The sequence below is a fragment of the Halobacillus litoralis genome (genome assembly GCF_020524085.2).
GTDB classification, from domain to species: domain Bacteria; phylum Bacillota; class Bacilli; order Bacillales; family Halobacillaceae; genus Halobacillus; species Halobacillus litoralis_E.
Genome location: NZ_CP129016.1, coordinates 1,756,903 through 1,782,395, shown reverse-complemented (window position 1 = coordinate 1,782,395; position 25,493 = coordinate 1,756,903). Strand labels below are relative to the sequence as shown.

Here is a 25,493-nt window from a genome sequence, read left to right as displayed (position 1 = left end):
CTGTACAGGGGGCTTCCAAAACGTTCCCCACGTGACATCAGGAATGGTTTCAATCTGACAGATGAGACACCTCATAGTTTCCGCCCCAGTTTGTTCATATAACGGATCGACTCCACAGCATCCAGCATTTCATCCGTTTTTCCTATATGATAGAAAACCACATCTCCCGTAGGATCATCTGGACTTCTACCCGCTCTTCCTGCGATCTGAACGAGCGCTGCCTCATCGAAAACAACGTGCCCCGCGTCAATCACATAAACATCGACAGAAGGAAAAGTCACTCCCCGCTCTAAAATAGTCGTTGTGATGAGTACACGGTATTCTTTTTTTCGAAATGCCTGGATCTTCTCTGCCCGCTGACTATCTTCCGCATGAACGGATTGCACCTCATAGTTCCGTTCTTTTAAGTAGTCAGCGATTTGTTCAGCCATTTTTATCGAGGGAAGAAAAAGAAGCAGTTGCCTCGGTGTCTGTTGCTGATGGACAATTTGTTGAAGAGTTTTTGGTGGGAGTTCTGCTTTTTGTAAATAACGATGAAGGGTAGGAGCAAGCTTCAGTTGAGGAACGGGTAGAGGGTGCCCGTGGAAACGTTGAGGGATGAAAACGACAGGAAGGTCTTTGGAACGAATCCTCCGCTTCTGCTTCTTCCTTGGTGTGGCCGTCAAATAGATGATAGCGGCTTGGGGCTTGGCCGCTCGTTCACTGGCATAATGAAGAGATGGATCGTTATGAAAAGGGAAGGCATCGACTTCATCAATAACCATAACATCAAAGGCATGCGCAAAACGCAGGAGCTGATGTGTAGTTGCTATAATAAACGGAGCATCGCCAGCTTTATCCGGACTATCTCCGTATAGAGCCTGGATGTTCACCTCAGGGAATGACTTTTGCAGTCGAGGGAGCAGCTCTCTCACAACATCCGTTCTAGGCGTAGCAAGACAAATGCGCTTCCCCTTTTCCAGTGCTTCCGTTAGGGCAGGAAAAAGAATCTCTGTCTTTCCGGCTCCACAAACCGCCCACACTAGTTTTTCACCACTACCTGATCGGACGAGTGCCACAAGTTCATCTGCCGCTTTTTGTTGATGTACCGTCAATTCCCCTTTCCATTGGCAGGGATGTTCATGGAAAATCCACTCATAACCAGAACTTCCATAGTATAACGGTTCACATTCAATCACCCGGCCCATTTGTATGCAGGAACGACAATATACACACGTTTGACCGCATGTCGCGTGGGGCATTTTCGCAAAAAGGTAGGATTTCGTGTTTCCGCAACGCCTGCAGCGATGCCCCCAGGGATAGGACTCGATGCTGGTTACTTTTGTCAGAATAGATTGGGCTATGAGCTGATTTACTTTTTCATCTTCATAAGGGATTTCGTGACGCAGAAGGAGTTTTCCGGCAAGAGTAGCGTAGTTATGAGTGGGATTTTCATGAGGAATCCAGGAGAAGTCTTTTCGAAGGTATTTCTTAACCGTTTTGAACATGCAACCACCATCCTATAGAAAAGTAGAGCCTGTTTGAGTCTCACAAACAGGCTCTTTTCTATTTAGGATTGACGATACCACCCAAGGCCCATGGCCCCTTCACCGAGGTGAGTACCGATAACGGGACCGAAGTAACTGAGGACGACCTCGACGTTATCATGTTTTTCTTCCAATTCTTTTTTCAGTTCAGCCGCTTCTTCCGGTCGATTGGCATGAATCAAGCAGGCTTTGTACGTTCCGCCTTCCTGCACCTTTTCTTCAAAAAGGGAAACAATCTTCTTGATCGCTTTTTTCCGTGTACGGATTTTTTCAAAAGGTACGATTTTAGTATCCACAAAATGAAGAACAGGCTTCACTTGAAGAAGACTACCGACAAAGGCCTGAGCACCATTCAATCGACCACCTCTTTGTAGGTGGCTGAGGTCATCGACCATGAAGTAAGCACTCATCGATTCTTTCATTTCATTGAGTCGACTGATGATTTGATCAGGCGTTGCCCCGTTGTCCGCTAATTCAGCAGCTTCCAGTGCATAAAATCCCTGCATGTGACAGCTGATTTCTGAATCAAACACGTGAACATCGATCTCTTCGACCATCTCGCCTGCAGTGACCATCGCTTGGTAAGTCCCACTGATGCCGCTGGATAAATGAATAGAAATGACCGCATCATAGTCCTTAGAAAGTTCCTCGAGCTTCTGAGTCATGTTGCCGATCGAGGGTTGGGAAGTTTTTGGAAGTTCTCCGCCTTCTTTCACCATATCGTAAAAGTCATCGGCGTTGATATCTACTTCTTCCTGATAGGATTCATGACCAAAAATCACGTTCAACGGAACCATATGTATGTTGTTGGCTTTACGTACATTTCTCGGAAGGTAAGCTGTGCTGTCTGTGATTACCGCTGTTTTCATCCGATCCAACTCCTTGTTTTCTTTATCGTTTTTCTATGAATATATGTAAAATAATTTCCGATATTCTCTCTATCTATTTTACATGAACCCCACCCACAATGCACCAACTAATACGAAAACAGTTGTCCGCATGTCTATATTTGGTGTACCAGGTCATCCAGATTCTGGATGACCTGGTACACCAAATAATCCCAACTCAACTCCATTTCAACAGCAAATCCACACACCAAAAAGGGCTGTTTTTTTAGGTATACATTTCTGCACCCTAAAAAAACAGCCCTTCTTTTTAAGAATATTTTATTTAGATGACTTCGACCCAGCCGTTTTTGATTGCTGTTACTACAGCTTGGGTACGGTCGTTAACGTTCATTTTCTGTAGGATGTTACTAACGTGGTTTTTTACAGTCTTTTCACTAATATAAAGAGATTCTGCTACACCACGGTTGCTGTTTCCGTCCGCCAACAGTTGCAGCACTTCACATTCACGACGCGTCAGAAGGTGCAATGGCTTACGATATTCGATCGTACGATACGCACTGCCACCTTTGCTATCTGCCAGACGACGATATTCAGCCACTAAGTTGTGTGTGACTTTCGGATGCAAGTAAGAACCACCAGCACCTACAACTTTAATTGCATCAATCAAGGCATCTGAGTCCATTTCTTTAAGAAGGTAACCCTGCGCCCCTGTCTTCAGTGCGTGTGTTACATAGTTCTCATCATCGTGAATAGATAGAATGATCACTTTCATTTCTGGATATCGTTTCGTGATTTCAGCTGTCGCCTCGACTCCGTTCATGCTCGGCATGTTGATATCCATCAGGACAACATCCGGCATATGTTCTTCGATCAGGTTAACCGCTGTATCCCCATCATCACCTTCAGCTACAACTTCAAAGCTTGATTCAAAATCCAAAATTCTCTTTACGCCTTCACGAAATAATTTATGATCATCAATTAGGACTATTCTGGTCGTCATGGTCATTTCCTCCTGTTTCTCATACATAGAATGGGATTTTGTTCCCCTAACCTATTCTCTATCTCTCTATTATTATTTCTCTATTTTTTAGAAATGTGAATCTACCCTAATCCTATTCCCTATTATAAACGATTCAAGTCCATTTACATAGTTTTTCGTTGCAATATCAATTTATTGGTAAATGAATCGTGACAATTGTCCCTTCTCCTACACTTGAGTCGATGTTAAGTTCGCCGTCTAACATATCGACGCGCTCCCTCATTCCGACCAAACCGAAGGATTTCTCTTTCTTTTGCGTCGTGTCGAAGCCTTTTCCATCATCCTTAACGACAATCATGACTGCGTTCGACTTCAGCTCCACTTTCACTTTAATTTCCTTTGGCTCTGCATGTTTGACCGCATTTTGTACGGCTTCCTGTACCAGACGGAAAAGAGCAACTTCGTATTTTGTGTCTAACCGTCGTTCTTTTCCAAACGAAGCAAAGGAAATGTGAATGCTTTTATTGTAATCTTCGATGGTCGCTAAGTATTTCTTCAGCGTAGGAATAAGTCCAAGGTCATCAAGAGCCATCGGACGTAGATCGTAAATGATCCTTCTCACTTCGTATAATGCTGATCGTACGAGCGCTCTTACGCTTTTCACTTCCTGCATCGCCTCTTCCACACCACGCTCACGGTAGGTGCGGTCAACGAGGTCAGACCGAAGCATGACGTTTGCGAGCATTTGTGCAGGACCATCATGGATTTCCCTAGAGAGTCGCCTCCGCTCTTCTTCTTGTGCTTCAATAATCTGAAGACCGAACTCCTGCTTTTCTTTAGCATCTTCAAGCGCATCGCTGACGTGCTTGAAATCTTCTGTCAAATAGTTGAGAACGACAGAAATCTTGCCACCAAGAGCTTCTGCACGGCCGATCGTCTCTTCTAAATTGCGAAGTCTTATCTCTAAATCATCTCTTCGTTCCCGCAGCTGTTTTTCCTTTTCACGCTTCATGGATAACTCCATTTGGAGGCCATGCGTTTGTTCATACACTTTACGGATTTCTTCTTCTGAATACGTCTGGAACTGTTTGCTGACTTCTGATAAGCGCACCCTTGAAAAACGGACTTTCTGTTCAAGCTTGTCCCCTTCATCAATAAGGGAGATGACCTGCTTTTTGGTGTCAGCTAGCTCACTGTTCAACTTTTCAAACTCATTGCGGGATTCTTCACCAATTTGGAAAATTTCATCCTTGCTATTGGTGACCGTATCGACCATTTCATCAATGATATGGTCAAGGGCGATATCCCCAGTCTTTTGTACACTCATCATTAGTCCCTCCATCAATATTCACATACTCATTCGTAAGTCCCATGTCCATTTATGGGGGTGTTTTTCAGTAAAAATTGTAAAATAATGAACAGGGAATTCAAGCGTTTGCCGAATTTTTTACCCATCGATATAATAAAACCTTAGGAGGTTTTTAAGACCATGTTAGAAAGCTATTATACCGTAAAACCAGAAGGATCAGAAGAAGTGACGATCCAGAAGTCCCGCTTCATCGGCTATGTTAAACGCTGTGAAACCGAAGAAGAAGCCCAGGACTTTATCGCACAAATAAAAAAGAAGCACCATGACGCTACCCACAACTGCTCCGCCTACATGATTGGTGAAAATGACCTTATACAAAAAGCGAACGATGATGGAGAACCGAGCGGCACTGCTGGCGTTCCGATGCTTGAAGTTTTGAAAAAAAGAGGCCTTAAGGACACGGCTGTAGTCGTCACCCGTTACTTTGGCGGAATCAAGCTGGGAGCTGGAGGGCTGATTCGTGCCTATGGATCAACAACATCAGCTGCAATTGATACGACGGGTGTTGTGAAGCGCCAATTGATGCAGGAGATGAAAGTGAAGATTGAATACCACCTGCTCGGTAAAGTAGAAAACGCAGTAAGAAATTCAACCTACACATTGGAGACGATTAATTACTTGGAGAATGTGGAATTAATAGTATATGTAGAAAGCGGTCTTGAAGAAGAGTTCGAACATTGGATGACTGACTTGACTAGTGGTCAAACCACACTTGAAAGAGGAGACGCTTCCTACGTGGAATTTGATGTCACACCTGAGTAAAGGAGCTCACATCAACATGAAACACAGCAAGCTTGCGATCTTCATGTGGTCCGTGGCTTTCATCGTGTTAATCGGTGTTGGCGCTGCCACTGGCTATGCCGTCTACCTTACCGATCAAGTGAAAGAAACAGCTTCGGAATCCCACCATGAACTTGACCGGGGCGACAAATCGGAAAAGCGTGTGGAAGATGTAAATCCAGCCAAAGACCACACATCGGTTCTTTTTGTAGGAATTGATGATAGTGAGGTACGGTCTGAAAATGCATCCCGCTCGGACGCCCTCGTTCTAGCCACCTTCAACGATGATGATAAATCCATCAAAATGCTGAACATCCCCCGCGATTCATTGACCTACATCCCGGAAGTAGGCTACGAGGATAAAATCGCTCATGCCCATGCTTTCGGTGGAATTGACGCTACTGTCCAAACGGTGGAGCGGATGCTTGACGTGCCTGTCGATTATTATGTGCGTTTGAACTTCCAGTCTTTCGTAGAGATCGTTGATTCTATTGGCGGAATCACCTATGACGTACCTTTTCCTATTACGGAACAAAACAGCTCTGACCTCGCAGGTGCAATTGAGCTTGAGGAAGGACAACAAACGTTGAACGGAGAAGAGGCTCTGGCTTTAGCGAGAACCCGTAAATACGATAGTGACTTGGCGCGCGGAGAGAGACAGATGGAGATTATACAAAAAATTTTCCGTGAAACAGCTTCAACCCGTGGCTTAAATAATTTCGATGATATACTGTCATCGGTCAGTGAAAACATGAGCACAAACTTAACGTTTGAAGAAATCATCACCTTTAAAGATTACTTCCTACAAAAAGAAGGCTTCACTTTCGAGAAAATGCAACTGGATGGTGAGGGCGGCTTTACAGATAAAGGATGGTATTATCAAGTAGCAAAGGAAGATATTCAAAACACCAGTAACGAATTAAAGAATCACCTTGGATTAGGAAATCCTCTTGCATCTGAAGATCCATCCTCTACCACAAGCCAACCGGATGAAGTTGAAGAATCCATGTAAAGAAAAAACGGCTTCCAAATAGGAAGCCGTTTTTTTATTTTTCTTTTGGACCCTTAATCATATTCAAGATCGGTTTGTAATCTTTGCCGATTAATCCTGTCATTTCTACGATCATTTCGATCATCAACACCAACATGGCAAGTACAATGACTGCACCATACATCGTCGCTTGCGAGAAAATAACGGCTGCCAGACTAAACAAAGCGCTGACTGCATAAATCATCAGGACAGATTCAGGATGGCTGTAACCTAAATTCAATAAGCAGTGATGCAAATGTGATTTATCAGGAGCTGATAACGGCTTTCGGTGAATCACTCGTCTCACAATCGCAAACAAGGTATCAGAAATAGGTACCCCCAATATAATGACCGGGATGATGAAGGAAAACAATGTGACATTTTTAAAACCAAGAAGGGCGAGCACACTAATCATGAACCCTAAGAATAACGCGCCTGTATCCCCCATGAAAATCTTCGCTGGGTAAAAGTTATAAACAAGGAACCCAATTGTACTTCCAAGCATCATTAAACCAGCAAAGACGACGAATACGTTCCCCATGGTAATCGCCATACCAGAGATTGTCAGCAAGGCAATCGCTGATACCCCTGCAGCTAATCCATCAAGGCCATCAATCAAGTTAATGGCATTTGTAATCCCAACGATCCACAATATCGTAATAGGAATGCTCAAATATCCAAATTCGATCTGACCGCCAAAAGGCAGGTTGATGAAATCAATTTGAACGCCACCTAAAACAACAACCAAGGTAGCCAATAACTGTCCGCCGAGTTTTACTTTGGCAGATAACTCTTTAAGATCATCAAGGACACCAGTAATGATAATGATCGTTGCCCCTATAAATACCGGCCAGGTATAATCGCTCTCTGGAAAGAAAAATAAAATTCCTAAAGCAAAGCTCAGATAAATCGCCAAGCCGCCTAACCGTGGCATCACATTTTTATGAACTTTACGGTGATTCGGTTGATCGGTGGCACCAATTTTCACGGCTATTTTCTTGACCAGGGGTGTAATTAAAATCGAAGCGATCAAGCAAAATAGCAAGGCCTTGTACTCCATAAAGATCCTCCTCAGGTTTATTATGTCCTCTCCCAGAGGTCATAAGCTGATATATAATTTCCATATTTGTCTGTATAGTTACATCGGTTTTGCTACATATTAACCGTGAAAAATTATATCACAAGAATCCGGTTTTGATTGTAACGATTTATTTACTTTTCTTTAGCCAAACCCCCACTTTTTGAAACATTTCAATGTAAAGTAACGCTAAATTCCTCCAAAATCCAACCACCGATAAGACGAAAAAATTGACAAAAGTCGCTATAATCATGCAAAATTCATCAAGCATTTACAGCTTTTCTCATCATAACAGATAGGATTGGAAAATTTTACACATATATGAAAATTTACAATCTTTTTTCAAAAAGGGAGGTCATGGATTTGAGAGAGAGACGAAAATTAGAGCGATCACTGAAGCCCCATTGGGTATGGGCCATCGCATTTGGATCAGCGATTGGCTGGGGGGCTTTTGTTCTGCCGACAGACTGGATCAGTCAGGCCGGGCCTCTAGGCGTAGTGACCGGCCTTTTACTCGGGGCCATTCTTATGATGATTATTGGGGTCAGTTACGGATTCCTTATTGAAAAATTCCCGGTCACCGGCGGGGAATTCGCGTATGCTTATATAGGTTTCGGAAGACAATTCGCATTTGTGGCGGGATGGTTTTTGACGCTTGGCTACATCTGTATCGTCGCATTAAATGCCTCGGCATTGGCATTACTTACGAAATTTTTATTCCCTGACTTAGTTCGGACAGGTAACCTCTATACGGTAGCTGGTTATGAAGTGTCCATCATTCAAATCGCGATCGCAAGCCTTGCTCTGATTGCTTTTGCGGTTTTGAATATTCGCGGAGCCAGTTTTTCAGGGCAGACTCAATTTATCTTCAGTTTAATTTTAATTGCAGGCATTGTGCTATTAGCGATCGGAGCCATCATTGCAGAGGGGCCGCAGATAGCAAACATTAGACCTGCTTTCCATCCGGATCAGTCTATGCTCGCTTCCATACTGACGATTTTAGCGATTGCTCCTTTTGCTTACGTCGGTTTTGATAACATCCCTCAGGCAGCTGAGGAGTTTAAATTCGAAGCGAAAAAAGCATTCGGACTGATCATTTGGTCTCTCCTTGCTGCAGGGCTTGCTTATAGTGCGATGATCCTCATTACCGCAAGCACGATGCCGTGGCAGGAGCTTCTATTGAACATATCGGAAAACCAGTCTGTGTGGGGCACAGGAGACGCCATTGAAAGTTACCTCGGTAGAGCAGGTGTGTGGATTATTGCTGTAGCTGTTTGTATGGGGATTTTCACAGGGCTGAATGGATTTTACATATCCGCAAGCCGACTGACGTTTGCGATGGGAAGAGCAAGGATTTTACCAGACTTGTTCAGAAGATTGCACCCGAAATACAATACCCCTTACGTTGGAATCCTTTTCACAATGCTCATTTGTCTGATTGCTCCATGGTTTGGAAGAGAAGCATTGTTATGGGTAGTAGATATGTCTTCCACAGGTGTAGCCATCGCCTATTTCTTTTGTACGGCAACTGCTTACAAGTTCTTCTCTTGGAAAGAAACAAATGCCGAATCATCACGTACGGCTGCCCCTTGGAAGAAATTGTTCTCGCTGATCGGCATGATTAGTGCTGTAGGGTTCCTAGCTTTACTTTTACTCCCATTCTCCCCCGCTTCACTCGGGAAAGAGTCTTATATTGCTCTCCTGATTTGGGTCGCATTGGGTTTTGCTTTCTACGCTTTCAACGCCAAACGATACAACAGTATCGACCGGAAAGAAATGAACTATCTGATATTAGAAAAAGAAGAAATATAAAAATTCCCCCGCTATCTCTAGCGGGGGGAATTTGTTTTAATGATGTTTATGATGCTTCGTTTTTTTCGCCCATGCAGGGGGACCTTGCTTCGACTTTTTCAAATGAATTTGTGCAAGGACCGGATCATGGTCACTCGCACGACCATCCGCTTCAGAAAAGTCAGCATTAATATTTACAGTTTCCACTTTCGTACGCTTGGCCAGGTGATTGCTGACAAGAATATGATCCAGCACTTGAGAATTTCCTTGGTAGATGTACGTGTATCGTTCTTCTTCCGGAAGCTCCTCCATCATGTTCGTGAGATCGTCCCCTTTCAAGGTCTCAACAGGTGCTGAGAATTCGAAGTCATTCAGGTCGCCTAGAACCACGACGTTAGCATGGTCCATACGTTCCTCTACTTTTTCAACAAAACCATTGATCACTTCTGCTTGCTTCAAACGCTGCACTTCACTTCCGAGCACGACTGGTTGATTGGCACCAAACAACCCATCATCGCCGCCTTTGGAGTTGAAGTGGTTCGCAACGACAACCACTTTCTCACCGTTGAACTCGAATTCTGCAGCCAACGATTTTCTGGAATCGTCAAAAGCTTCGTTTGTCGGATCAATGCGTCCAGGGTTCATCGTCAATCCGTCTTCATTCACATCTACAGCCGTTGTAGCATCTCCACTCGGCTTGTCTGTCAACGTGACACGATCAGGATTATAAATGAAACCGACGCGGATGTTTCCGCCAGGCTGCCCACCATCTGTTTTATCAAGTGGTGCAATGTCTGTGAATTCATATTCCGGACCACCAGCTTCTACAATCGCATCAATCAATGTTTGATAGCTTTCGTCCGCTTCGACCGTTCCATCATCTGTCGGACCCGTGTTGTCTTGAACTTCTACAAGCCCTACAACGTCTGGAGTGTTCAAGTTTTCAACCATCGACTCAGCAATGCGCTGAACCTTTTCAGGATCTGTACCTGCATGGAAGTTTTCCATGTTATAAGTGGCCACCGTCATTTTCGGTTTTAAACCTTCAAGCTCTGCGGACTGCCTGTCTGTTCCTCCATCTTGAAGTTCTGGAAGCTCACCAGTGACACGAATCTTGAAATTGCTGTAGTCATAGCTGACAACACCCGTAATCGATTGTTTGAAATAATCTCCTGTCTTCGCATCGACATCGAATCCATCGACGTCAACAAGCATTCGTTCAGGATTGTAGTCTTCCGGTGAAATCAACAACCCTCCGGCTCTAGTGAAATCCTGGTCCTCGCTTGTTTCTACATAAACAGGCAGTTCATCATATTTAACAGGGCCAGTGACCTTAGGTTCTGGCAGCTCAATAAGCATCCCTTCCAGACTTTCATAAAAATCAAGACCATCCTGAGTAGGATCGAAGGATTCCAGTCCATCATCTTCAATCACTTTTGTCGGTTGTTCACGGTCCACACCGATGACAACAGGATCAGGTAAAGACTGCCCAGAAGAGAGAACCGTAACCTCACTGGCGCTCATTTGTGTCGTTAGTAGATCGGCTGCATCAGAGTAGCCATCTTCACGCCATTCGGTAACTTTTCCGTTCACAGATACGACATCACCGGTTTCTACACCAGAGGAACGCTTATACACATAAATTCCTTCTGATGTGGCAATATCGTCATCAGGATTCAAAGATTGAACATAGAAACCGTTGTTTCCATCGAGCTTCGTAACAACTCCTTCAACACCTTTAACGTTTTGTCCTTCATACGGAGACGTGTGAGCGGCTCCCTGAATATCATGGATCTCAACGTCATCCAATGCTTTTAATGCCTTGTATTCAAAAGAAGCGACTTCACTCGTTTCGCCGTTTGCCCGAACAACAACTGCTTGAACGACGGTATCTTGCGTAATCAAAATCGGTGATTCATATTCCGTACTTTCGGCAGTTGGCTCAGAACCATCTACCGTATAATGAATAGTGGCGTCTGGCTCTGCTGTATTCAACGTAACTTCTGTTCCCTGCACCACTGATCCTGAAGCAGGATTTGCGGTAACAGCGAATACTTTTTCAATCAAATCAGATTGTGAACGAGGAAGCAGCTTATACTCCCCGTAATTGTAATCCACTACACCTTTTACTTGTTCAAACGTATCCCCTACGCTTAACAAGTCTTCGTTTTGAGGTTGAACCACAAAAGTTCCTTGTTCATCTTGAACAGTAAAATCACCAAATTCATTTTTGTCGATAACTTCTACTTGATTTACTTGTACAAACTCCCCTTCAATTGCTTCTCCATTGGAACCGGTGAAGGCAGAGCTGTTGACTTCTTGAGCATCAGGAACTCCGGCTGAACTTTCTACAACTTCTACATTAGCTGAAGAAGATAAAATTTGAGCCATTCCATAATAATCGCTATTTTCCCCTTGAGCTTCTACACGGTCCCCCACCTGGATATTGAGACCTGGGGCACGGACGATGATGCCAGCTGTTTCATCTTGTATGTAAAGGTTCGTCTGTCCACCCGCTTCGAAAGCTGCTGTTGCGATTCCTTCCACGCGTACAGTTGCTCCGGTATCCATAGCACGAGCTTCGGCTATCGTTTGTAACTCGACTTCTTCTTCCTCAGGTACGTCGTAGCTTCCAAGATAGTCGAAGGTGTCTTTTGCGTACGTATCCCATTCTTCACTTACCTGAAAGGCATCGTTAGGGTCCTGGTCGCCAGTCATCACTTCCGGCTGCCTTACGAGGGTGACATCTTTACCAAAAATATCACTACCGCCTACCTGTCCAATGCTGTCCGTGTGACGCCATTCTCATTTTTTAAAACTAAGACATCATCCCCATTAAAGCTTGTCACACTACTAGTCAGATCTGTAACAGACTGAATTTCTTCGCCAGCCTGACTATCAGACACCACATACACATCTCCTGAAGCCAGTGTTCCAGTTAGAGATTCCATTCGAGATGATTCCACACTACCATTGGAATATAGCTCCAATGTGTACGCGGATAGGTCAACATCTTCACCGGTACCATTGTAGATCTCCAATGCTTTGTTAAAACCCGAACCTTCTACGTATTCAGAAATAATCAGGTCGTCCATCCCTTCAGCTTTTGCTGAAGAAGTAGGTATAACAGCATAGCTGAAAACTAATGATACGATTAACAACAAATGTAATAGTTTTTTCACAAGGCATCCCCTTTGTCTTTAATATCAATCAGGTCTAGTATATAAAATTCAGAATAGATTTTATATTTATTTTCCGTAAAAAAATGTAAATGTTCCCAATGACACGTGAAAAAACGACTATTTATAACAGCTGTTTTACAAATTATCCGACAAAAGATGCGTATCTATCGGATGTTTCCAACTGTGGTAAAATAGATAATCGAGAGGTTAGAAATTGAGGTGTTCTATTTTGACGAAAAGAATCATACGAGTGCGCAGACGTAAAAAGAAGAAGAAGATACGTCTGATCGCGGCTCTATTGTTTTTAATAACCTTAATAGCTGGCGGAGGTTTTTACTATGTGACCCAAGTGTACACCGCTGCCTATGAAGGTCTGGATCGAGGAGATAAATCAGATCTACGAGAAGAAGCGGTTGATGCCCTGGAAGATCCGATTTCCATCCTTTTGATGGGCGTAGAGGATTATTCCACAGACGGAAAAGCCGGTCGCGCAGATACCCAAATTGTATTAACCCTTGATCCTGACACAAATAAAATGACGATGACGAGCATCCCAAGGGACACACTCGTGGAGATCCCCGCTTCAAAAGTACGCCAGAAATATGCCGGTTCTCACAAAATCAACGCTGCCTACACATTAGGTGAAGTGACAGGGTACGGCTCAGAAAAATTGACCGTAGAAACCGTCGAAGATTTGTTAGAGATCCCTATTGATAAATATGCCACCGTCAACTTTGAGGGTTTCATTGAAATTGTCAATCTCCTCGGTGGAGTGACGGTTGATGTCAAAGAAGGTTTCTGGGAACGAAGCAGCATAGATTACTATAAAAAGATCGAATTTGAAGAAGGTCCAATGAAAATGGATGGGGAAGAAGCACTCGCTTTTGTAAGGATGAGAAAGCGTGATGTAGCCGTATCCTATACGAGAGATGAAAGGCAAAGACAGTTTATTAAGGCCAGCATTAATGAAGCTTTGTCTCCAGGTACACTATTTAAAGTAGGCGAAATGAAAGATGTCATAGGAGAAAACGTAAGCACAAACCTAACCCCTGGTGAGATGCTCAGTTTAAGAAAAGCCTTCTCTTCCGATCGTACTTCCGTGGACACTTCGGAAATAGACGGTGAAAATAAACGTCTTAATGACGGATTGTATTATTTTGTCCCCAATGAAGAAAGTCTTGAAGAAACGAAACGCGAGTTGAAGAAATCATTAGATCTACCCGTACCTGAAGCTGAAGACAAAACCTATGATGACTCTTTCAATTGAGTCAAAAAAAAGGACTTCCATTAGAGGAAGTCCTTTTTTCATGCCATTGGTTTAAAAATGAGGATGCCATTCATTCGGCAGAATCGAAATGGCCCTTCATACTTTTCTATAGATGCATTATCTGCGTTCATAATGGCAATCTTATGTACACTTTTCTTGTTCAGTACATTTCTAAACGTATCTTCGGTCAACTGTCTCAAAGGTTCAATCACAATCGTTCGATCGATACGAACACTGTAACGTGCACGTAATGTCAATTCTTTATGTTCTAATAATAGTTTGGTTAATTGCGGCAAATGACTACACCCTCTCATCAATCGTACGCAATTTCTTTTCCTTCTATTAATATATCTGTAAATCCGTATGCCCGAAACAGCACATGGGACTAGTAATTATTAATTATAAAGGAATATTTAACCAAGTAATTTAACCAAAATAATACCCTTTCCATTTATAGGAAAGGGTATTTGTGCTATTCTTCTATAATACGATAATTGGTATGAGCCACAACCGTTCGATCATACTCGAAATCGATTTCATCTAAGTTATCCATAATCGTCAAATCTACAATAACGGATTGCTGACATTGACTCGGAATGACCCTTCCTTTGAAAATGATGTCATTTCTCTCAAACGTTACGATTTGCCCTGGAGTGGCAATGCGATCATCAGGTTGTATCATATCTCTCTACCCTTTCTCTTCCTCGTATTTTGAATAAACTTTACAATAAATTAACAAACAATTCAAACAAAACTTTTACAATATATGTTACTAAATTCGACAAGATTATACAAGTAAAACAATAGTAGGTTTAATAAATTTCTCCAGAGATATATACAAGATTATGGAGTTATACAAAAATTGGGGGTTTTTTATGGCATCTCATATAAAGAAAACGAAAAAGATCATCCTTACGTCCTTCCTAATATTCATTCTATTCCTATCAGCAGGAGTGATGACACCTCTTCTGTTGGGACCAGAATTTCTTATGGCTGAAGATTCCCTGGACTCCTCTTCAGAATATGATGCGATTGTTGTTTTGAGTGGAAATGGGGAACGCCTTGAGCATGCGGTCGATCTATTCAATGAAGGTTTGGCAGATCATATGATTTTAACGAATTCGACGGAAAGTGGAACAACACCAGAGGAAGCCATGAGTATGGGAGTCCCTCAAGGCGCGATTTTTGAAGAACCTTCTGCTACCAGTACATACGAAAATGCCACTCTATCTAAAAATATAATGGAAGAAGAAGGTTTTAGTTCTGCCCTGGTTGTGACCAGCGATTACCATTCCCGGCGTACGAAAATGACATTTGATGATATTTATGACGACCAAATAGAGTTGGGCTACTCCTTTGACTCTTCTTTCTTCAATCCTTCTGATGGAATGACAGAAGATGAAAGCAGAATGACGTTTACCGAATATGTAAAAATAGGGGTCTACTTGTTCCGTTTGCTCTTGGAGTAAGCGGGACTTTTCTTTCTTTTCAGACAATTAATCCTATCGCCCTATAGACAATCTTTATCCACTCCTTTAATATGAAAGCGATTTCACTTAAAATTTTGAAAGGATGGGATTCGTTTGATTCAAAAACGTTGGATATGGCTGATCGGTATCGCGCTTTTATTTTTGTCATTTGCGCAACCGGTTGCATTAACCTATGCAGATGCAAAGACGTACGATGATGTTGTTTTGCGAGGAAACGCTGAAACCTTAGATTGGAGTTCGGATAACAACCCTCTGACTTACAATGCCGAGGAGGGAGTATGGCTCAGTGAGCCGATTCCTTTGGAAGGTGGAAAAGTAACAGAGTTCAAGTTTGTTTATGATGGAAATTGGATGCCTGGAGCGAATTTGACATACACTGCTCCTCAAGATGCGGAGTACATTTTTGCTTTTCACCCGGAAGACGAACGCAAAGTGGACATCCGTCTCGCTGATACTTACGAAGCCAGTGTGGAGCTTGAGCTAACCGCACCTGAGGGAACCCCTGAGTGGGTAACACCTACAGTCGCTTCAAGCAAAAATGGCTTTCATTACACAGCCGCGCCTATGACGAAAACCTCTGAAAATACGTACACGACTAAAATTGTAGGACAATCAGGCGAAGAAGTTTCTTATTTTTACAGCCTTGCCGGGGAGTCTTATAAGGAAGACCTCGACGAACCTCGAACAGTAACATTATCCACATCCGGCGATACCAAAGAAGACACGGTCACCCAGTGGAAGAAAGTACCTGTCGCCCAATCGGTCACTCACGATTATAACCATACCCCATACGTTCCGGATCATCGTGATGATGTAACGGTTAAAGTCGAAGTCCAGCACTTTGGACCGATCGACAAAGGGGCGATCTATTACACGATGGACGGTACCACTCCTGATGGAAAACGAGGAGAAGCTTTTAATGGACAAACCGTTCCTTTACAAGTGACAGATACGTTTGAGAATGCCGATGGATTGAAAACATCAATCATGGAAGGTGTTATTCCCTCTCAGAAAAAAGAAACTCGCGTAAAATATAAACTCGATGTTTGGAACTCCAACAGTGACGGCTCTCAATTTGCCGATAACAATGTGTTGAGTTCTGATGAAGCTACAGAGTTCGCTTATTATGTAGACACTTATGAATCTCCGGAATGGGCGAAAGAAGCGGTCATTTATCAAGTGTTCGTGGATCGTTTCCGTGATGGAAGTACAGAGAACAATACGTCTGTAAACCCTGAACAGCCCTACGATGAGCAGCTGAAAGGCTGGATGGGCGGCGACCTTCAAGGTGTTCTTGAAAAAATGGATTATATCGAGGATCTTGGTGTGAATACACTGTGGATTTCACCGATTTATGAAGGCCCCTACTCTCACGGGTATCATCCGACAGACTTTATGAACATCGATCCTCGTTTTGGCAGCAACCAGCTCATGAAGGAACTTGTCACTGAAGCGCACAAACGTGACATGAAAGTTGTTTATGACCTTGTGCCAAACCACACATCCGATCAGCACGACTTTTTCCAGGATGCTTTAGAAAAAGGTCCGGACAGCCCTTACTATGATTGGTACACATTTACGAATTACCCGAATGAATATGAGACATTTTACGGGATTCAAGAGCTTCCTGAGTTGAACAACGACAACCCGGAAACGCGCGCATATATGCTCGATGAAGTCGTTCCGTTCTGGATGAATGAAATCGGAGTTGACGGGTTCCGCCTGGATTATGCCAAAGGTCCAAGCCAAAGCTTCTGGGTTGATTTCCGTCATAAAGTAAAATCGCTCGATGAAGATGCCTTCATCTTCGGAGAAGTGTGGGACAATCTTGACACCATTTCTTCTTACAAAGGGAAATTGGATGGAGCGATCGATTTTGAGACGCATTCAGCTATGACGAATGCCTTCATTCAAAATGGTTCCGTAAACGCACTAGCGTCCTCACTCGAAGAGACCTTCGGGACTTATGGGGATGAATTCGTTGCGGCAACCTTCTTAGATAGTCACGACATGCCGCGCTTTTTGTTCGAAGCGGATGGGAACGAAGACACATTGAAAAACGCGGCTGCTCTTCAGTTTACGTTACCTGGCGCACCAATCATCTACTATGGAGATGAGGTCGGCTTGTCCCAAAGCGCTGATCATAACAGTGTGGACGAATGGAAAGACCGCTATTACCGTGAGATGATGATTTGGGAGGAAGAAAAACAGAACGAGGATATTCTCTCCCATTACAAGACGTTGATTGATGCAAGAAATGACCAGCCTGCCTTAACGCATGGAGATTTCAACATCATCTACTCTGATGATGACGTCCTCGTGTTTGAACGTTCCGTGCCACAGGACAAAGTGCTTGTCGTCATGAACCTCGGCGAAGAGGAACGGAAGCTGGATATCATTGACCTTTACAATCAACAGACACCAAACAAAGTGCAACTCACTTCCCTTCTTGAAAAAGAAAAACTGAAGAGTCATAAAGGCAAGCTTGAGATGACAAGCGAAGCAGCTTCTGTTGCCATTTATGATGTCAAAGGGAAGCTGCGCTATGAGGCGCCTTCAGAAGAAAAGAAATACAACAAGGTCGTCTTGCGTGGATCTGCCCCGTTCGATTGGTCCAGTGATGACAACATGCTGACCTTCGATGAACAGGATGCCCTTTGGAAAAGTGAGCCGATTGAACTGACAGCAGGAGAAACGGTGGAATATAAATTTGTCCGTGACGGTGAATGGCTCGAAGGCGATAACCTCCGCTTCACACCCGAAGCAGACGGGGAATATATTTTCATTTTTGACCCCCAAAACGAATACCAAATAACGGTGAAACGGATGCAAGCCATGAACGAAGCCGCATGACAAAAAAGCTTCCTACTTAAGCGTAGGAAGCTTTTTGTTATTTATGATAATCCCATAGTATCTTCCACTCCCCTTTCTCTTCGGCCACATAAACATCTTGATGCAGGCGGAAAAGACCGTACTTTCCTTTATAGGTTTGAATCACAGTCGTTTGATAAACGGGCGATAGAGGCTTAGCCCCTTTCTCCATGGTCCATTGATCAATTTTTTTCAAATCCCCCATCACAAATTCAAAGCTTTCGACGCCGAAGTGATTCATGAACACGTGCGCACGGTCTTGTATGTAGTGTCCTTTTGTAAATTTCTCTTTCATTTGGGAGTGAAAAAGCTCCCACGAATCGGAGAACTTCCCTTGTTGTTCATGCAGATAAAACTGCTCAATGGTACTTTCTGCACGCTGGCCAGGTCGTGTCATGAAGAAAATGGTGAGGACAATGGCAAGGATAAGAATCAAGCCTAAAACAAAGATGATTATCATTGGTGAACGGCTGCGTTTCATGTGATCCCCTCCCCTACTTACCTTATGCACGGGAGTAGAAAAAAAGAAAAGCCTGACTCTTATTTGAGTCAGGCTTACAAGATCAATACGGATCCGCTTCGTGTCCTTTTTCCTGCGCTTGCTCAACAGCATCCGCAGCTCCTGCACTTCCGATTGGAGAGCCTCCTTTTTTCGGCAGCTTTCCTTTGGTCGGAGTTATTTCATCCGCTACTTCTGCGTTCATATTCCCTGCATTCATCCCAAGCCCTTCGGCTACTCTTTTACCATAATCCTCATCACATTGGGAGAAAAGAGAAATCATTTTCTTCTGGATGTGAGGCTGGCATGGTTTGAGGGAAGTAACGAGGTTCATGATCAAATCATCCCGCTCCCAGTCTTTGAAAAGGCGGTAACGCTCGCCAGCTTGCTTGAAGTTATTTTCGCGATCGATCGGCTCTTTCTTCAACTTGCCTTCTGTATAAGGCTGATGCGGTTTCGCTTTCGGTGTGGCTTCTTCCAACCCATTTAGTGACGAAGGTTCATAATTCACATGTGGATTCGCGTCTTTTGGACGATCTGTAAAATAAGACATGTTCCCACCTTCATAGTTAGTGGCCACATGTTTCTTCGGTGCGTTCACCGGCAGCTGCTGATAGTTCGCCCCCACCCGATAGCGCTGCGTATCGGAATAAGAGAACGTACGGCCTTGAAGCATTTTGTCATCGGAAAAGTCGAGCCCGTCCACGAGCACCCCTGTACCGAAGGCCGCCTGCTCGATTTCATTGAAGTGATTGTCCGGATTTTTATTAAGCACCATTTTTCCTACCTTCAAAAATGGAAACTGATCCTCCGGCCAGATTTTCGTATCATCAAGAGGATCAAAATCGAGTTCCGGATGCTCATGATCATCCATGATTTGAACACAAAGTTCCCACTCTGGAAAATCTCCACTTTCAATCGCTTCGTACAAATCCTGTGTAGCGTGATTGAAATTTTCACCCTGGATTTCGTTCGCCTCTTCCTGCGTCAGATTTTTGATTCCGTGCTTCAGAGGCTCCCAGTGGTATTTCACGAGGACAGCTTTGCCCTCTTCATTCACCCAGCGATACGTATTTACACCCGAACCTTGCATCTGCCGGTAATTTGCCGGAATTCCCCACGGGGAGAAAAGGAATGTCACCATATGCATCGCCTCAGGCGTTTGACTGATGAAGTCGAAAATCCGCTCACTATCCTGGATGTTCGTGACAGGGTCCGGCTTGAAGGAATGAATCAGATCCGGAAACTTCATCGCATCACGGATGAAGAAGACCTTCAAGTTGTTTCCCACCAAATCCCAGTTCCCGTCTTCTGTATAAAACTTCACCGCAAACCCACGCGGATCACGTAACGTCTCCGGAGACCCGGCTGAATGCGTCACGGTAGAAAAACGCACGAGGACAGGCGTTTGTTTTCCAGCACCAGAGAACACCTTCGCCCGCGTATATTTCTCCACAGGCTCCTCCCCTACTTTCCCATACGTCTCAAAGTATCCATGCGCTCCGGTACCCCGGGCATGCACGACTCGCTCAGGAACCCGCTCACGATCAAAGTGAGAGATTTTCTCTATAAAATCATAATTCTCAAGCGTCGCTGGTCCGCGATTACCGACCGTACGCAAATTTTGATTGGTGCGGACAGGATGCCCCTGTCTCGTCGTTAATGTCTTTTCGTTTTCTTCTTCAGAAAAACGCTGATCCTCTGCTCCTCCTGGTCCTTGCTCATGTTTATCCATACCTTTCCCTCCTCTTTTGTATAGGAAGAGTTTTTGCTGAGTTCAGGTTTTTTATTCCAAAAGAGGAAATGAATCTTGGGTGGAAGGATATTAGCAGGTTTCGGGAATTTATTAGCACCTTTCAGAGGTTTATTAGCGACTTTCAGGATTATATTCGCGGGTTTTGGAATTTTATTAGCGACTTTGAGAATTTATCGGTGGCTTCATGAATTTTATCAGTGAGTTTTAGCCTTTTAACAGTGACTTTCGAACTTTTAACAGTGAGTTTCAAACATTTATCAGCATCCCTACAAAAAAAGCTTAGAGCACTTTGCTCTAAGCTTAAAAATGATCAACCTTCGATAAATTCTTTCAGCTGAGTAATCCGCTTACTCATGCTGCTCGGACTAACATCATATTTCGTCGCTACTGCTTTTTTCGTCACCTTCTCGGGTTCTGTGCGGAACTCTTCAGAAGTACGATAGATGTGTTCAAGCGCAGCAGACACCACTTCCGGTTTGCGGAACGTCGGATCTTCTTCCTGTTTATAAGAAAGCCAAGCTTCACGCAACCTCTCAAAAGTTGGTTCTGTTTTCAGCTCATTGTCGACAAGGCCGAGCACTTCATCCTCCCCGGTAGCTGGAGTTTCTGTTTCCTGCACCTCTTGGTCTTCCGAGGATTCTTCAGAACTATTCATATACATCCAGTTTTTCAACTGCTCAATAAGTGTTGCCTGCATGTAGGCGTGGATGGATTCATATCCAGCTTGTTGGAATTTCTCCTCGATCGTCTGTTTGAAAGTTTGGTAGGATTCCTCATAGTTTGGAATCGCAAGCGGTACAAAATTGAAGATTGGTCCCCATTTAAGAACAACTCCAATCACATACGGCATGTGCGAATAATTTTCTTCTTTCAATGGAATACCGTCACGCTTCACTTCGTACGTTAGACCGCTCCACACATCTTCAACCATAACGGTTTGCTCGGACTGAATCTCCTGGATACGGAAAACACTTGCAAGTGGTGATTTCCATGCTTCCATAGACGCTAGAGTGGCTGGACGGACGATTTTGTCCTGTTTCTTTTCAAAGAATTCGTCGTAAAGCGTTGTTCCATCTTCTTGCCGCTCCATAAATACACCTTGTACCATACGGAAAGCCGCTTCTACTTCTTCCTCATGCGTTTCACGCTCTTCGTTAGGCGTAACATTCGGATAGTTACGGTTCACATAGGCCATAAAGTGACTATAGTGCCCTTTCAACTCTTCATGAAGGCTTGTTGACCCCACACCTTCATTTGTTTTATTCATGCAGCATTTCTTATATTTCTTCCCACTTCCACACGGACATGGGTCATTTCTTTTTACCTTACTCATATAAATCCCTCTCTTAATTCATAAACGTTCAACTCTACTAGAGTACCGAAGATTGAGCAAACATGCAAAAAATCAAGGAAAAAAGAAGGAGGAAATTATATACAGACCAGGTCATCCAATATTTGGATGACCTGGTCTTACAATAGGCCTTACAATAAATGGATGTAAAATCCACACTTATACATCTCTTCTTAAAGCGCTCACTACATCAATGCGCGTTGCTTTTTTGGCTGGCTTGAGACCGGATAGCATGGCCACACCGATACTGAGTGCCACACAAACCACAGCCAAGTGCGGAGGGATATAAGACATAGGTGACTAGGTCTTACATTTTCTTACATTATTACCGTACAACTTTTCTCTTTCCAACAAAAAAACCACAGCCGGAAGGTTAGCCTTCCAGCTGTGGTTTGATTTCTTTTTGTGGAGGAACGATATTTGATATCGAATGGCACAATAATCCGTTTCGCTGGTTCCTCTTTGTTTTTCACCTTTTCGATCAGACACTTGGCTGCCTGGCTGCCTAGGCCATGAATGTGAATATCAACAGTCGTCAAAGGAGGACGGGTAATTTCGGATAAATACACATTGTTGAAACTGACGATCGATATATCGTCAGGTACGCGCTTCCCAAATTCCTCCAGCATGTTCACCACACCAATGCTCATGAGATCATCGGCGATCACAATGCCTGTCGGTGGTTTAGGAAGGGCGAACAACTCATGCACCGCCTGACGTCCGCCGGATTTTAAGAATTCCGTGTGAATCCGGTACTCATCCAAGTACGAAAGTCCAGCCTCTTCTAGAGCCAATTCATACCCGCGCATACGGTCAATGGTTACAATACGGTCCTCAGAACCACCGATGAATGCAATGCGTTCGTGTCCAATATCAATCAGATGATTGGTAATTTCTTTACCGGCCCGGATATTATCGTTATCCACGTGCGTAATTTCATCCACACGTGTCGCCGGTTTTCCGACGATGACAAAAGGAAAATTCTGTTCCAATAAAAATTCCATGATCGGATCATCCACTTGTGAATAAAGAAGAATAATGCCATCGGTACGATTACTGAACACCATGCGCTTGACGGCCTCAAGCATTTCTTCATCTGTCTCTCCTGTACATAAGAGCATCGAGTAATCAAGCTCATGAGCGACCGCACTGATTCCACGCAAAACCTCTGGAAAGAAGGGGTTTTGAAGCGCTTTGTCTGCGCTCGAAGGCATGACAACACCGAGCGATTGTGTCGAACGGTTCGCCAGGTTCCTTGCATTGGCATTCGGATGGTACCCCATCTCTTTCATGGCTTTTTTCACTCGTTTTTTCGTAGCCGGGCTTATTCTTGGATGGTCTGCAATGACACGGGACACGGTGGAAGGAGCTACCCCTGCCGCTTTGGCCACTTCTTTAATGGTTACCGCCATAACTTTCACCTTCTATTTGCATACTATGTTCATTGTATCATGTGGACGCTTTCATCTCTCTTTTATTAAAAAAGGAGAACCGGAGGGCTGCTCCGCTTCTCCTTCCATACATATGTCTTCAAGGTTATCCCTTCGTCCCCCCTGCTGTCAATCCAGTAACGAAATATTTCTGTAAGGATAAGAAAAGCAAGGAAATCGGCACCGCAATCAATACAGAACCGGCAGCAAACAGTGTGAACTCATTCCCGAACTGATCGGCAATCATTTCATAAAGTCCTACTGCGAGTGTGAATTTATCTTCCGAACGCAGCAGAATACGGGCCAGGATGAAATCTGTGAACGGTGTAATGAACGTAAACAGGCAGATAACCGCAATCATCGGCTTTGCAAGTGGCATAACAATCTGCCAGAAAATACGGAAGTTCCCTGCACCGTCCATACGAGCCGACTCGTCCAGCTCTTTAGGGATGGTATCCAAATACCCTTTCATCAAGTACGTATTCATTGGAATCGCTCCACCTGTGTAAACGAGAATCAACGCTAGGTGGGTATCAAGCAAGCCCGTCAAGTTCGCTAAAGCATAAATAGCAATCAAGGCAGCAAAGTTCGGGATCATTTGCAGAATCAAGAAAGTCATCAAACCATTTTTACGACCAACGAAACGGAACCTTGAGAATGAATAAGCCGTCATACACACAAGCGCCACGGAGAACAGCATCGTCAGAACACAGATCTTAATCGTGTTCCAATACCAGATCAGATAGTCGCTCTGTGCTGGGTCGAACAATTCTTTATAGTGTTTCAACGTTGCATTTTCAGGAATGATCGAGGAACCTGACAAGCTGTTCCCCGGGTTAAAGGATGATCCGACAATCCATAGAATCGGGTATAGGATGATCGTGACCATAACCAGAATCACTATATACGAAAACGTCAGCTGTAGGATGCGTTTGTTATTTTTCATATTACATCATATCCTCTTCTTGGAATGATTTCGTTCTTCTGAACTGCCACAAGGCTACGGTAATGACGATCAAGGACAGGATCATGGTAATCGCTGCCGCTTTTCCGTATTGGGCAGATGTCATCGTCAAGTTGTAGATCCAGGAAATCAAGATATCGGTTCCCCCCGCATTCTGGTTTGGAACCGCCGGACCTCCTCCATTGAAGAGGAAGATGACATTAAAGTTATTGAAGTTGAACGTGTACTGAGTAATCATGATCGGTGCTGTTGCATACAACACGAGCGGCAACGTAATGCTTCTGAATTTCTGGAAAATTGAAGCGCCGTCAACATCAGCGGCCTCATACAATTCATTAGGAATCGACTGCAATACACCCGTAACCATCGCAAAAATGAACGGGAACCCAAGCCACGTCTGGATCATGATCAAAGCAATTTTCGTATACGTCGGATTTGTCAGCCAAGGAATATCCCCAAGCCCGAAGGCAGCCAGGATATCACGGTTGATGGTACCGAATGTTTCGTTGAACATTCCGGCGAAAACTAGAATAGATACGAACGCAGGAACCGCCCACGGTAAAATGAAAATCGTACGGATGGTCTTTTGAAGGATGATTCCCTTCTGATTCATCAGTACGGCAAGGAAAATACCGAGCGCAATTTGCAAAGTCGTAGCACCAAACGTCCAAATAACCGTCCAGGCCAATACACTAAAGAACGTATCACGCCAGATTGGAATGTTGAAAATCTCGATAAAGTTTTGGAATCCTACCCAATCGACGAGATTCGCAGGTGGCGAATGATACAAGTCATAGTTTGTAAATGATAATAAAACAACGAATAAGATCGGAAAAATGACGACGAATACAAGCAACAGGAAGCCAGGCGTCATCATCAGGTAAGGGAATCCTCCACCTACCAGGTTTTGATACTGTTGCCTGACAGAGTTTGGTGCTTCATTCAGGTCTCTTTGTTTTCCCACTTTAAAAGCATCTCTTAAGTTAAATGCATAGACGCCTAATCCCAAAATGGTGACGATCAGAGTCAATATTCCTTCTACGAGCAAAACGATGGAATGATCGTAATTGGGATCGGTTCCAAGCGTAAATAGACCCCAAAATCCGAACTGCAGCAAGTCGGAAAAGGCGATGAAAAAAGAGGCCATTAAAATGAAAAAAGCGGAACCTTTCAGCCACTGTTTATTATAAAACTGTCCAAAACCATGAATGATCGAGAGCGCTAAAGCAATCTTACGATGATTGGTCATCCCATGAGGATCTTGTTTCTTATTTTTCTTCGA

General features: G+C 43.8%; 21 protein-coding genes. 6 read left to right on the top strand and 15 right to left on the bottom strand.

Annotated elements, in window-relative coordinates; genetic code table 11:
* Positions 1–71: 71 nt before the first annotated feature.
* The 4 genes from LC065_RS08905 to LC065_RS08890 form a co-directional block, all read right to left on the bottom strand.
* Positions 72–1,487: an ATP-dependent helicase ComFA gene (locus LC065_RS08905; RefSeq protein WP_226592074.1), complete on the bottom strand. Its 1,416-nt coding sequence runs from the start codon at positions 1,485–1,487 to the stop codon at positions 72–74.
* A gap of 62 nt (positions 1,488–1,549) precedes the next feature.
* Positions 1,550–2,395, bottom strand: a complete 846-nt coding sequence (locus tag LC065_RS08900) for a DegV family protein (RefSeq protein ID WP_226592076.1) — start codon at positions 2,393–2,395, stop codon at positions 1,550–1,552.
* A gap of 301 nt (positions 2,396–2,696) precedes the next feature.
* Positions 2,697–3,374, bottom strand: coding sequence for a response regulator (locus tag LC065_RS08895; RefSeq protein ID WP_226592078.1), 678 nt, complete (start codon positions 3,372–3,374; stop codon positions 2,697–2,699).
* A 166-nt stretch (positions 3,375–3,540) separates the two neighbouring features.
* Entirely contained in the window at positions 3,541–4,680 is a 1,140-nt protein-coding gene (locus LC065_RS08890) for a sensor histidine kinase (protein WP_226592080.1), read from the bottom strand.
* A gap of 162 nt (positions 4,681–4,842) precedes the next feature.
* Between LC065_RS08890 and LC065_RS08885 the strand changes: the two genes are divergently transcribed.
* Both LC065_RS08885 and LC065_RS08880 read left to right on the top strand, forming a co-directional pair.
* Positions 4,843–5,484 carry a YigZ family protein gene (locus LC065_RS08885; protein WP_226592082.1) on the top strand — a complete coding sequence of 214 codons (642 nt, stop codon included), beginning with the start codon at positions 4,843–4,845 and terminating at the stop codon, positions 5,482–5,484.
* Between the two features lie 16 nt (positions 5,485–5,500).
* Complete coding sequence (locus LC065_RS08880; protein WP_306163905.1) at positions 5,501–6,514, top strand: LCP family protein; 1,014 nt, start codon at positions 5,501–5,503, stop codon at positions 6,512–6,514.
* Positions 6,515–6,548: 34 nt separating this feature from the next.
* Here LC065_RS08880 and LC065_RS08875 read toward each other — a convergent pair whose 3' ends face one another.
* Complete coding sequence (locus tag LC065_RS08875) at positions 6,549–7,592, bottom strand: glycosyltransferase family 4 protein (protein ID WP_226592086.1); 1,044 nt, start codon at positions 7,590–7,592, stop codon at positions 6,549–6,551.
* A 375-nt stretch (positions 7,593–7,967) separates the two neighbouring features.
* Here LC065_RS08875 and LC065_RS08870 point away from each other — a divergent pair, with 375 nt between their 5' ends.
* Positions 7,968–9,422, top strand: a complete 1,455-nt coding sequence (locus LC065_RS08870; protein WP_226592087.1) for an APC family permease — start codon at positions 7,968–7,970, stop codon at positions 9,420–9,422.
* Positions 9,423–9,458: 36 nt separating this feature from the next.
* Here LC065_RS08870 and LC065_RS08865 read toward each other — a convergent pair whose 3' ends face one another.
* Together LC065_RS08865 and LC065_RS08860 are read right to left on the bottom strand one after the other, a co-directional pair.
* The gene (locus tag LC065_RS08865) at positions 9,459–12,119 is read right to left on the bottom strand and encodes a chitobiase/beta-hexosaminidase C-terminal domain-containing protein (RefSeq protein WP_306163904.1); all 2,661 of its coding nucleotides are present in this window, start codon (positions 12,117–12,119) and stop codon (positions 9,459–9,461) included.
* 53 nt (positions 12,120–12,172) lie between these two features.
* Positions 12,173–12,583 (bottom strand): lamin tail domain-containing protein, encoded by a 411-nt coding sequence (locus LC065_RS08860; RefSeq protein ID WP_306163903.1) that lies wholly within the window; start codon positions 12,581–12,583, stop codon positions 12,173–12,175.
* A gap of 229 nt (positions 12,584–12,812) precedes the next feature.
* On the opposite strand from LC065_RS08860, the gene LC065_RS08855 reads away from it, so the two are divergent.
* Complete coding sequence (locus LC065_RS08855) at positions 12,813–13,850, top strand: LCP family protein (RefSeq protein ID WP_306163902.1); 1,038 nt, start codon at positions 12,813–12,815, stop codon at positions 13,848–13,850.
* A 38-nt stretch (positions 13,851–13,888) separates the two neighbouring features.
* Here the strand turns inward: LC065_RS08855 and LC065_RS08850 are convergent, their stop codons facing one another.
* Together LC065_RS08850 and LC065_RS08845 are read right to left on the bottom strand one after the other, a co-directional pair.
* Positions 13,889–14,146 carry a hypothetical protein gene (locus LC065_RS08850; protein WP_226592093.1) on the bottom strand — a complete coding sequence of 86 codons (258 nt, stop codon included), beginning with the start codon at positions 14,144–14,146 and terminating at the stop codon, positions 13,889–13,891.
* Positions 14,147–14,322: 176 nt separating this feature from the next.
* Positions 14,323–14,532: a YkvS family protein gene (locus LC065_RS08845; RefSeq protein WP_226592095.1), complete on the bottom strand. Its 210-nt coding sequence runs from the start codon at positions 14,530–14,532 to the stop codon at positions 14,323–14,325.
* Between the two features lie 193 nt (positions 14,533–14,725).
* Here LC065_RS08845 and LC065_RS08840 point away from each other — a divergent pair, with 193 nt between their 5' ends.
* Together LC065_RS08840 and LC065_RS08835 are read left to right on the top strand one after the other, a co-directional pair.
* A complete protein-coding gene (locus tag LC065_RS08840; RefSeq protein WP_226592097.1) occupies positions 14,726–15,319 on the top strand; it encodes a YdcF family protein in 594 nt (197 codons plus the stop codon).
* A gap of 114 nt (positions 15,320–15,433) precedes the next feature.
* A complete protein-coding gene (locus LC065_RS08835) occupies positions 15,434–18,193 on the top strand; it encodes an alpha-amylase family glycosyl hydrolase (RefSeq protein WP_226592099.1) in 2,760 nt (919 codons plus the stop codon).
* Between the two features lie 37 nt (positions 18,194–18,230).
* Here the strand turns inward: LC065_RS08835 and LC065_RS08830 are convergent, their stop codons facing one another.
* From LC065_RS08830 to LC065_RS08805, 6 genes are all read right to left on the bottom strand, one after another.
* A complete protein-coding gene (locus LC065_RS08830) occupies positions 18,231–18,692 on the bottom strand; it encodes a hypothetical protein (protein WP_226592100.1) in 462 nt (153 codons plus the stop codon).
* Positions 18,693–18,774: 82 nt separating this feature from the next.
* On the bottom strand, positions 18,775–20,445 hold the full coding sequence (locus LC065_RS08825; protein ID WP_226592102.1) for a catalase: 1,671 nt from the start codon (positions 20,443–20,445) through the stop codon (positions 18,775–18,777).
* A 331-nt stretch (positions 20,446–20,776) separates the two neighbouring features.
* On the bottom strand, positions 20,777–21,799 hold the full coding sequence (locus LC065_RS08820) for an SEC-C metal-binding domain-containing protein (protein ID WP_226592104.1): 1,023 nt from the start codon (positions 21,797–21,799) through the stop codon (positions 20,777–20,779).
* Between the two features lie 335 nt (positions 21,800–22,134).
* Positions 22,135–23,229 carry a LacI family DNA-binding transcriptional regulator gene (locus LC065_RS08815; protein ID WP_306163901.1) on the bottom strand — a complete coding sequence of 365 codons (1,095 nt, stop codon included), beginning with the start codon at positions 23,227–23,229 and terminating at the stop codon, positions 22,135–22,137.
* A 124-nt stretch (positions 23,230–23,353) separates the two neighbouring features.
* A complete protein-coding gene (locus tag LC065_RS08810) occupies positions 23,354–24,193 on the bottom strand; it encodes a sugar ABC transporter permease (RefSeq protein ID WP_226592108.1) in 840 nt (279 codons plus the stop codon).
* A gap of 1 nt (position 24,194) precedes the next feature.
* On the bottom strand, positions 24,195–25,460 hold the full coding sequence (locus LC065_RS08805) for a carbohydrate ABC transporter permease (RefSeq protein WP_306163946.1): 1,266 nt from the start codon (positions 25,458–25,460) through the stop codon (positions 24,195–24,197).
* Positions 25,461–25,493 lie beyond the last annotated feature (33 nt).

Excerpts from the sequence above, each read along its gene's own strand:
- LC065_RS08830 (WP_226592100.1), bottom strand. The coding sequence starts at position 18,692 with ATGAAACGCAGCCGTTCACCAATGATAATCATCTTTGTTTTAGGCTTG.
- LC065_RS08825 (WP_226592102.1), bottom strand. The coding sequence starts at position 20,445 with ATGGATAAACATGAGCAAGGACCAGGAGGAGCAGAGGATCAGCGTTTT.
- LC065_RS08845 (WP_226592095.1), bottom strand. The coding sequence starts at position 14,532 with ATGATACAACCTGATGATCGCATTGCCACTCCAGGGCAAATCGTAACG.
- LC065_RS08815 (WP_306163901.1), bottom strand. The coding sequence starts at position 23,229 with ATGGCGGTAACCATTAAAGAAGTGGCCAAAGCGGCAGGGGTAGCTCCT.
- LC065_RS08900 (WP_226592076.1), bottom strand. The coding sequence starts at position 2,395 with ATGAAAACAGCGGTAATCACAGACAGCACAGCTTACCTTCCGAGAAAT.
- LC065_RS08885 (WP_226592082.1), top strand. The coding sequence starts at position 4,843 with ATGTTAGAAAGCTATTATACCGTAAAACCAGAAGGATCAGAAGAAGTG.
- LC065_RS08905 (WP_226592074.1), bottom strand. The coding sequence starts at position 1,487 with ATGTTCAAAACGGTTAAGAAATACCTTCGAAAAGACTTCTCCTGGATT.
- LC065_RS08865 (WP_306163904.1), bottom strand. The coding sequence starts at position 12,119 with ATGACTGGCGACCAGGACCCTAACGATGCCTTTCAGGTAAGTGAAGAA.
- LC065_RS08805 (WP_306163946.1), bottom strand. The coding sequence starts at position 25,460 with ATGACCAATCATCGTAAGATTGCTTTAGCGCTCTCGATCATTCATGGT.
- LC065_RS08875 (WP_226592086.1), bottom strand. The coding sequence starts at position 7,592 with ATGGAGTACAAGGCCTTGCTATTTTGCTTGATCGCTTCGATTTTAATT.
- LC065_RS08870 (WP_226592087.1), top strand. The coding sequence starts at position 7,968 with ATGGATTTGAGAGAGAGACGAAAATTAGAGCGATCACTGAAGCCCCAT.
- LC065_RS08890 (WP_226592080.1), bottom strand. The coding sequence starts at position 4,680 with ATGAGTGTACAAAAGACTGGGGATATCGCCCTTGACCATATCATTGAT.
- LC065_RS08840 (WP_226592097.1), top strand. The coding sequence starts at position 14,726 with ATGGCATCTCATATAAAGAAAACGAAAAAGATCATCCTTACGTCCTTC.
- LC065_RS08810 (WP_226592108.1), bottom strand. The coding sequence starts at position 24,193 with ATGAAAAATAACAAACGCATCCTACAGCTGACGTTTTCGTATATAGTG.
- LC065_RS08895 (WP_226592078.1), bottom strand. The coding sequence starts at position 3,374 with ATGACGACCAGAATAGTCCTAATTGATGATCATAAATTATTTCGTGAA.
- LC065_RS08880 (WP_306163905.1), top strand. The coding sequence starts at position 5,501 with ATGAAACACAGCAAGCTTGCGATCTTCATGTGGTCCGTGGCTTTCATC.
- LC065_RS08820 (WP_226592104.1), bottom strand. The coding sequence starts at position 21,799 with ATGAGTAAGGTAAAAAGAAATGACCCATGTCCGTGTGGAAGTGGGAAG.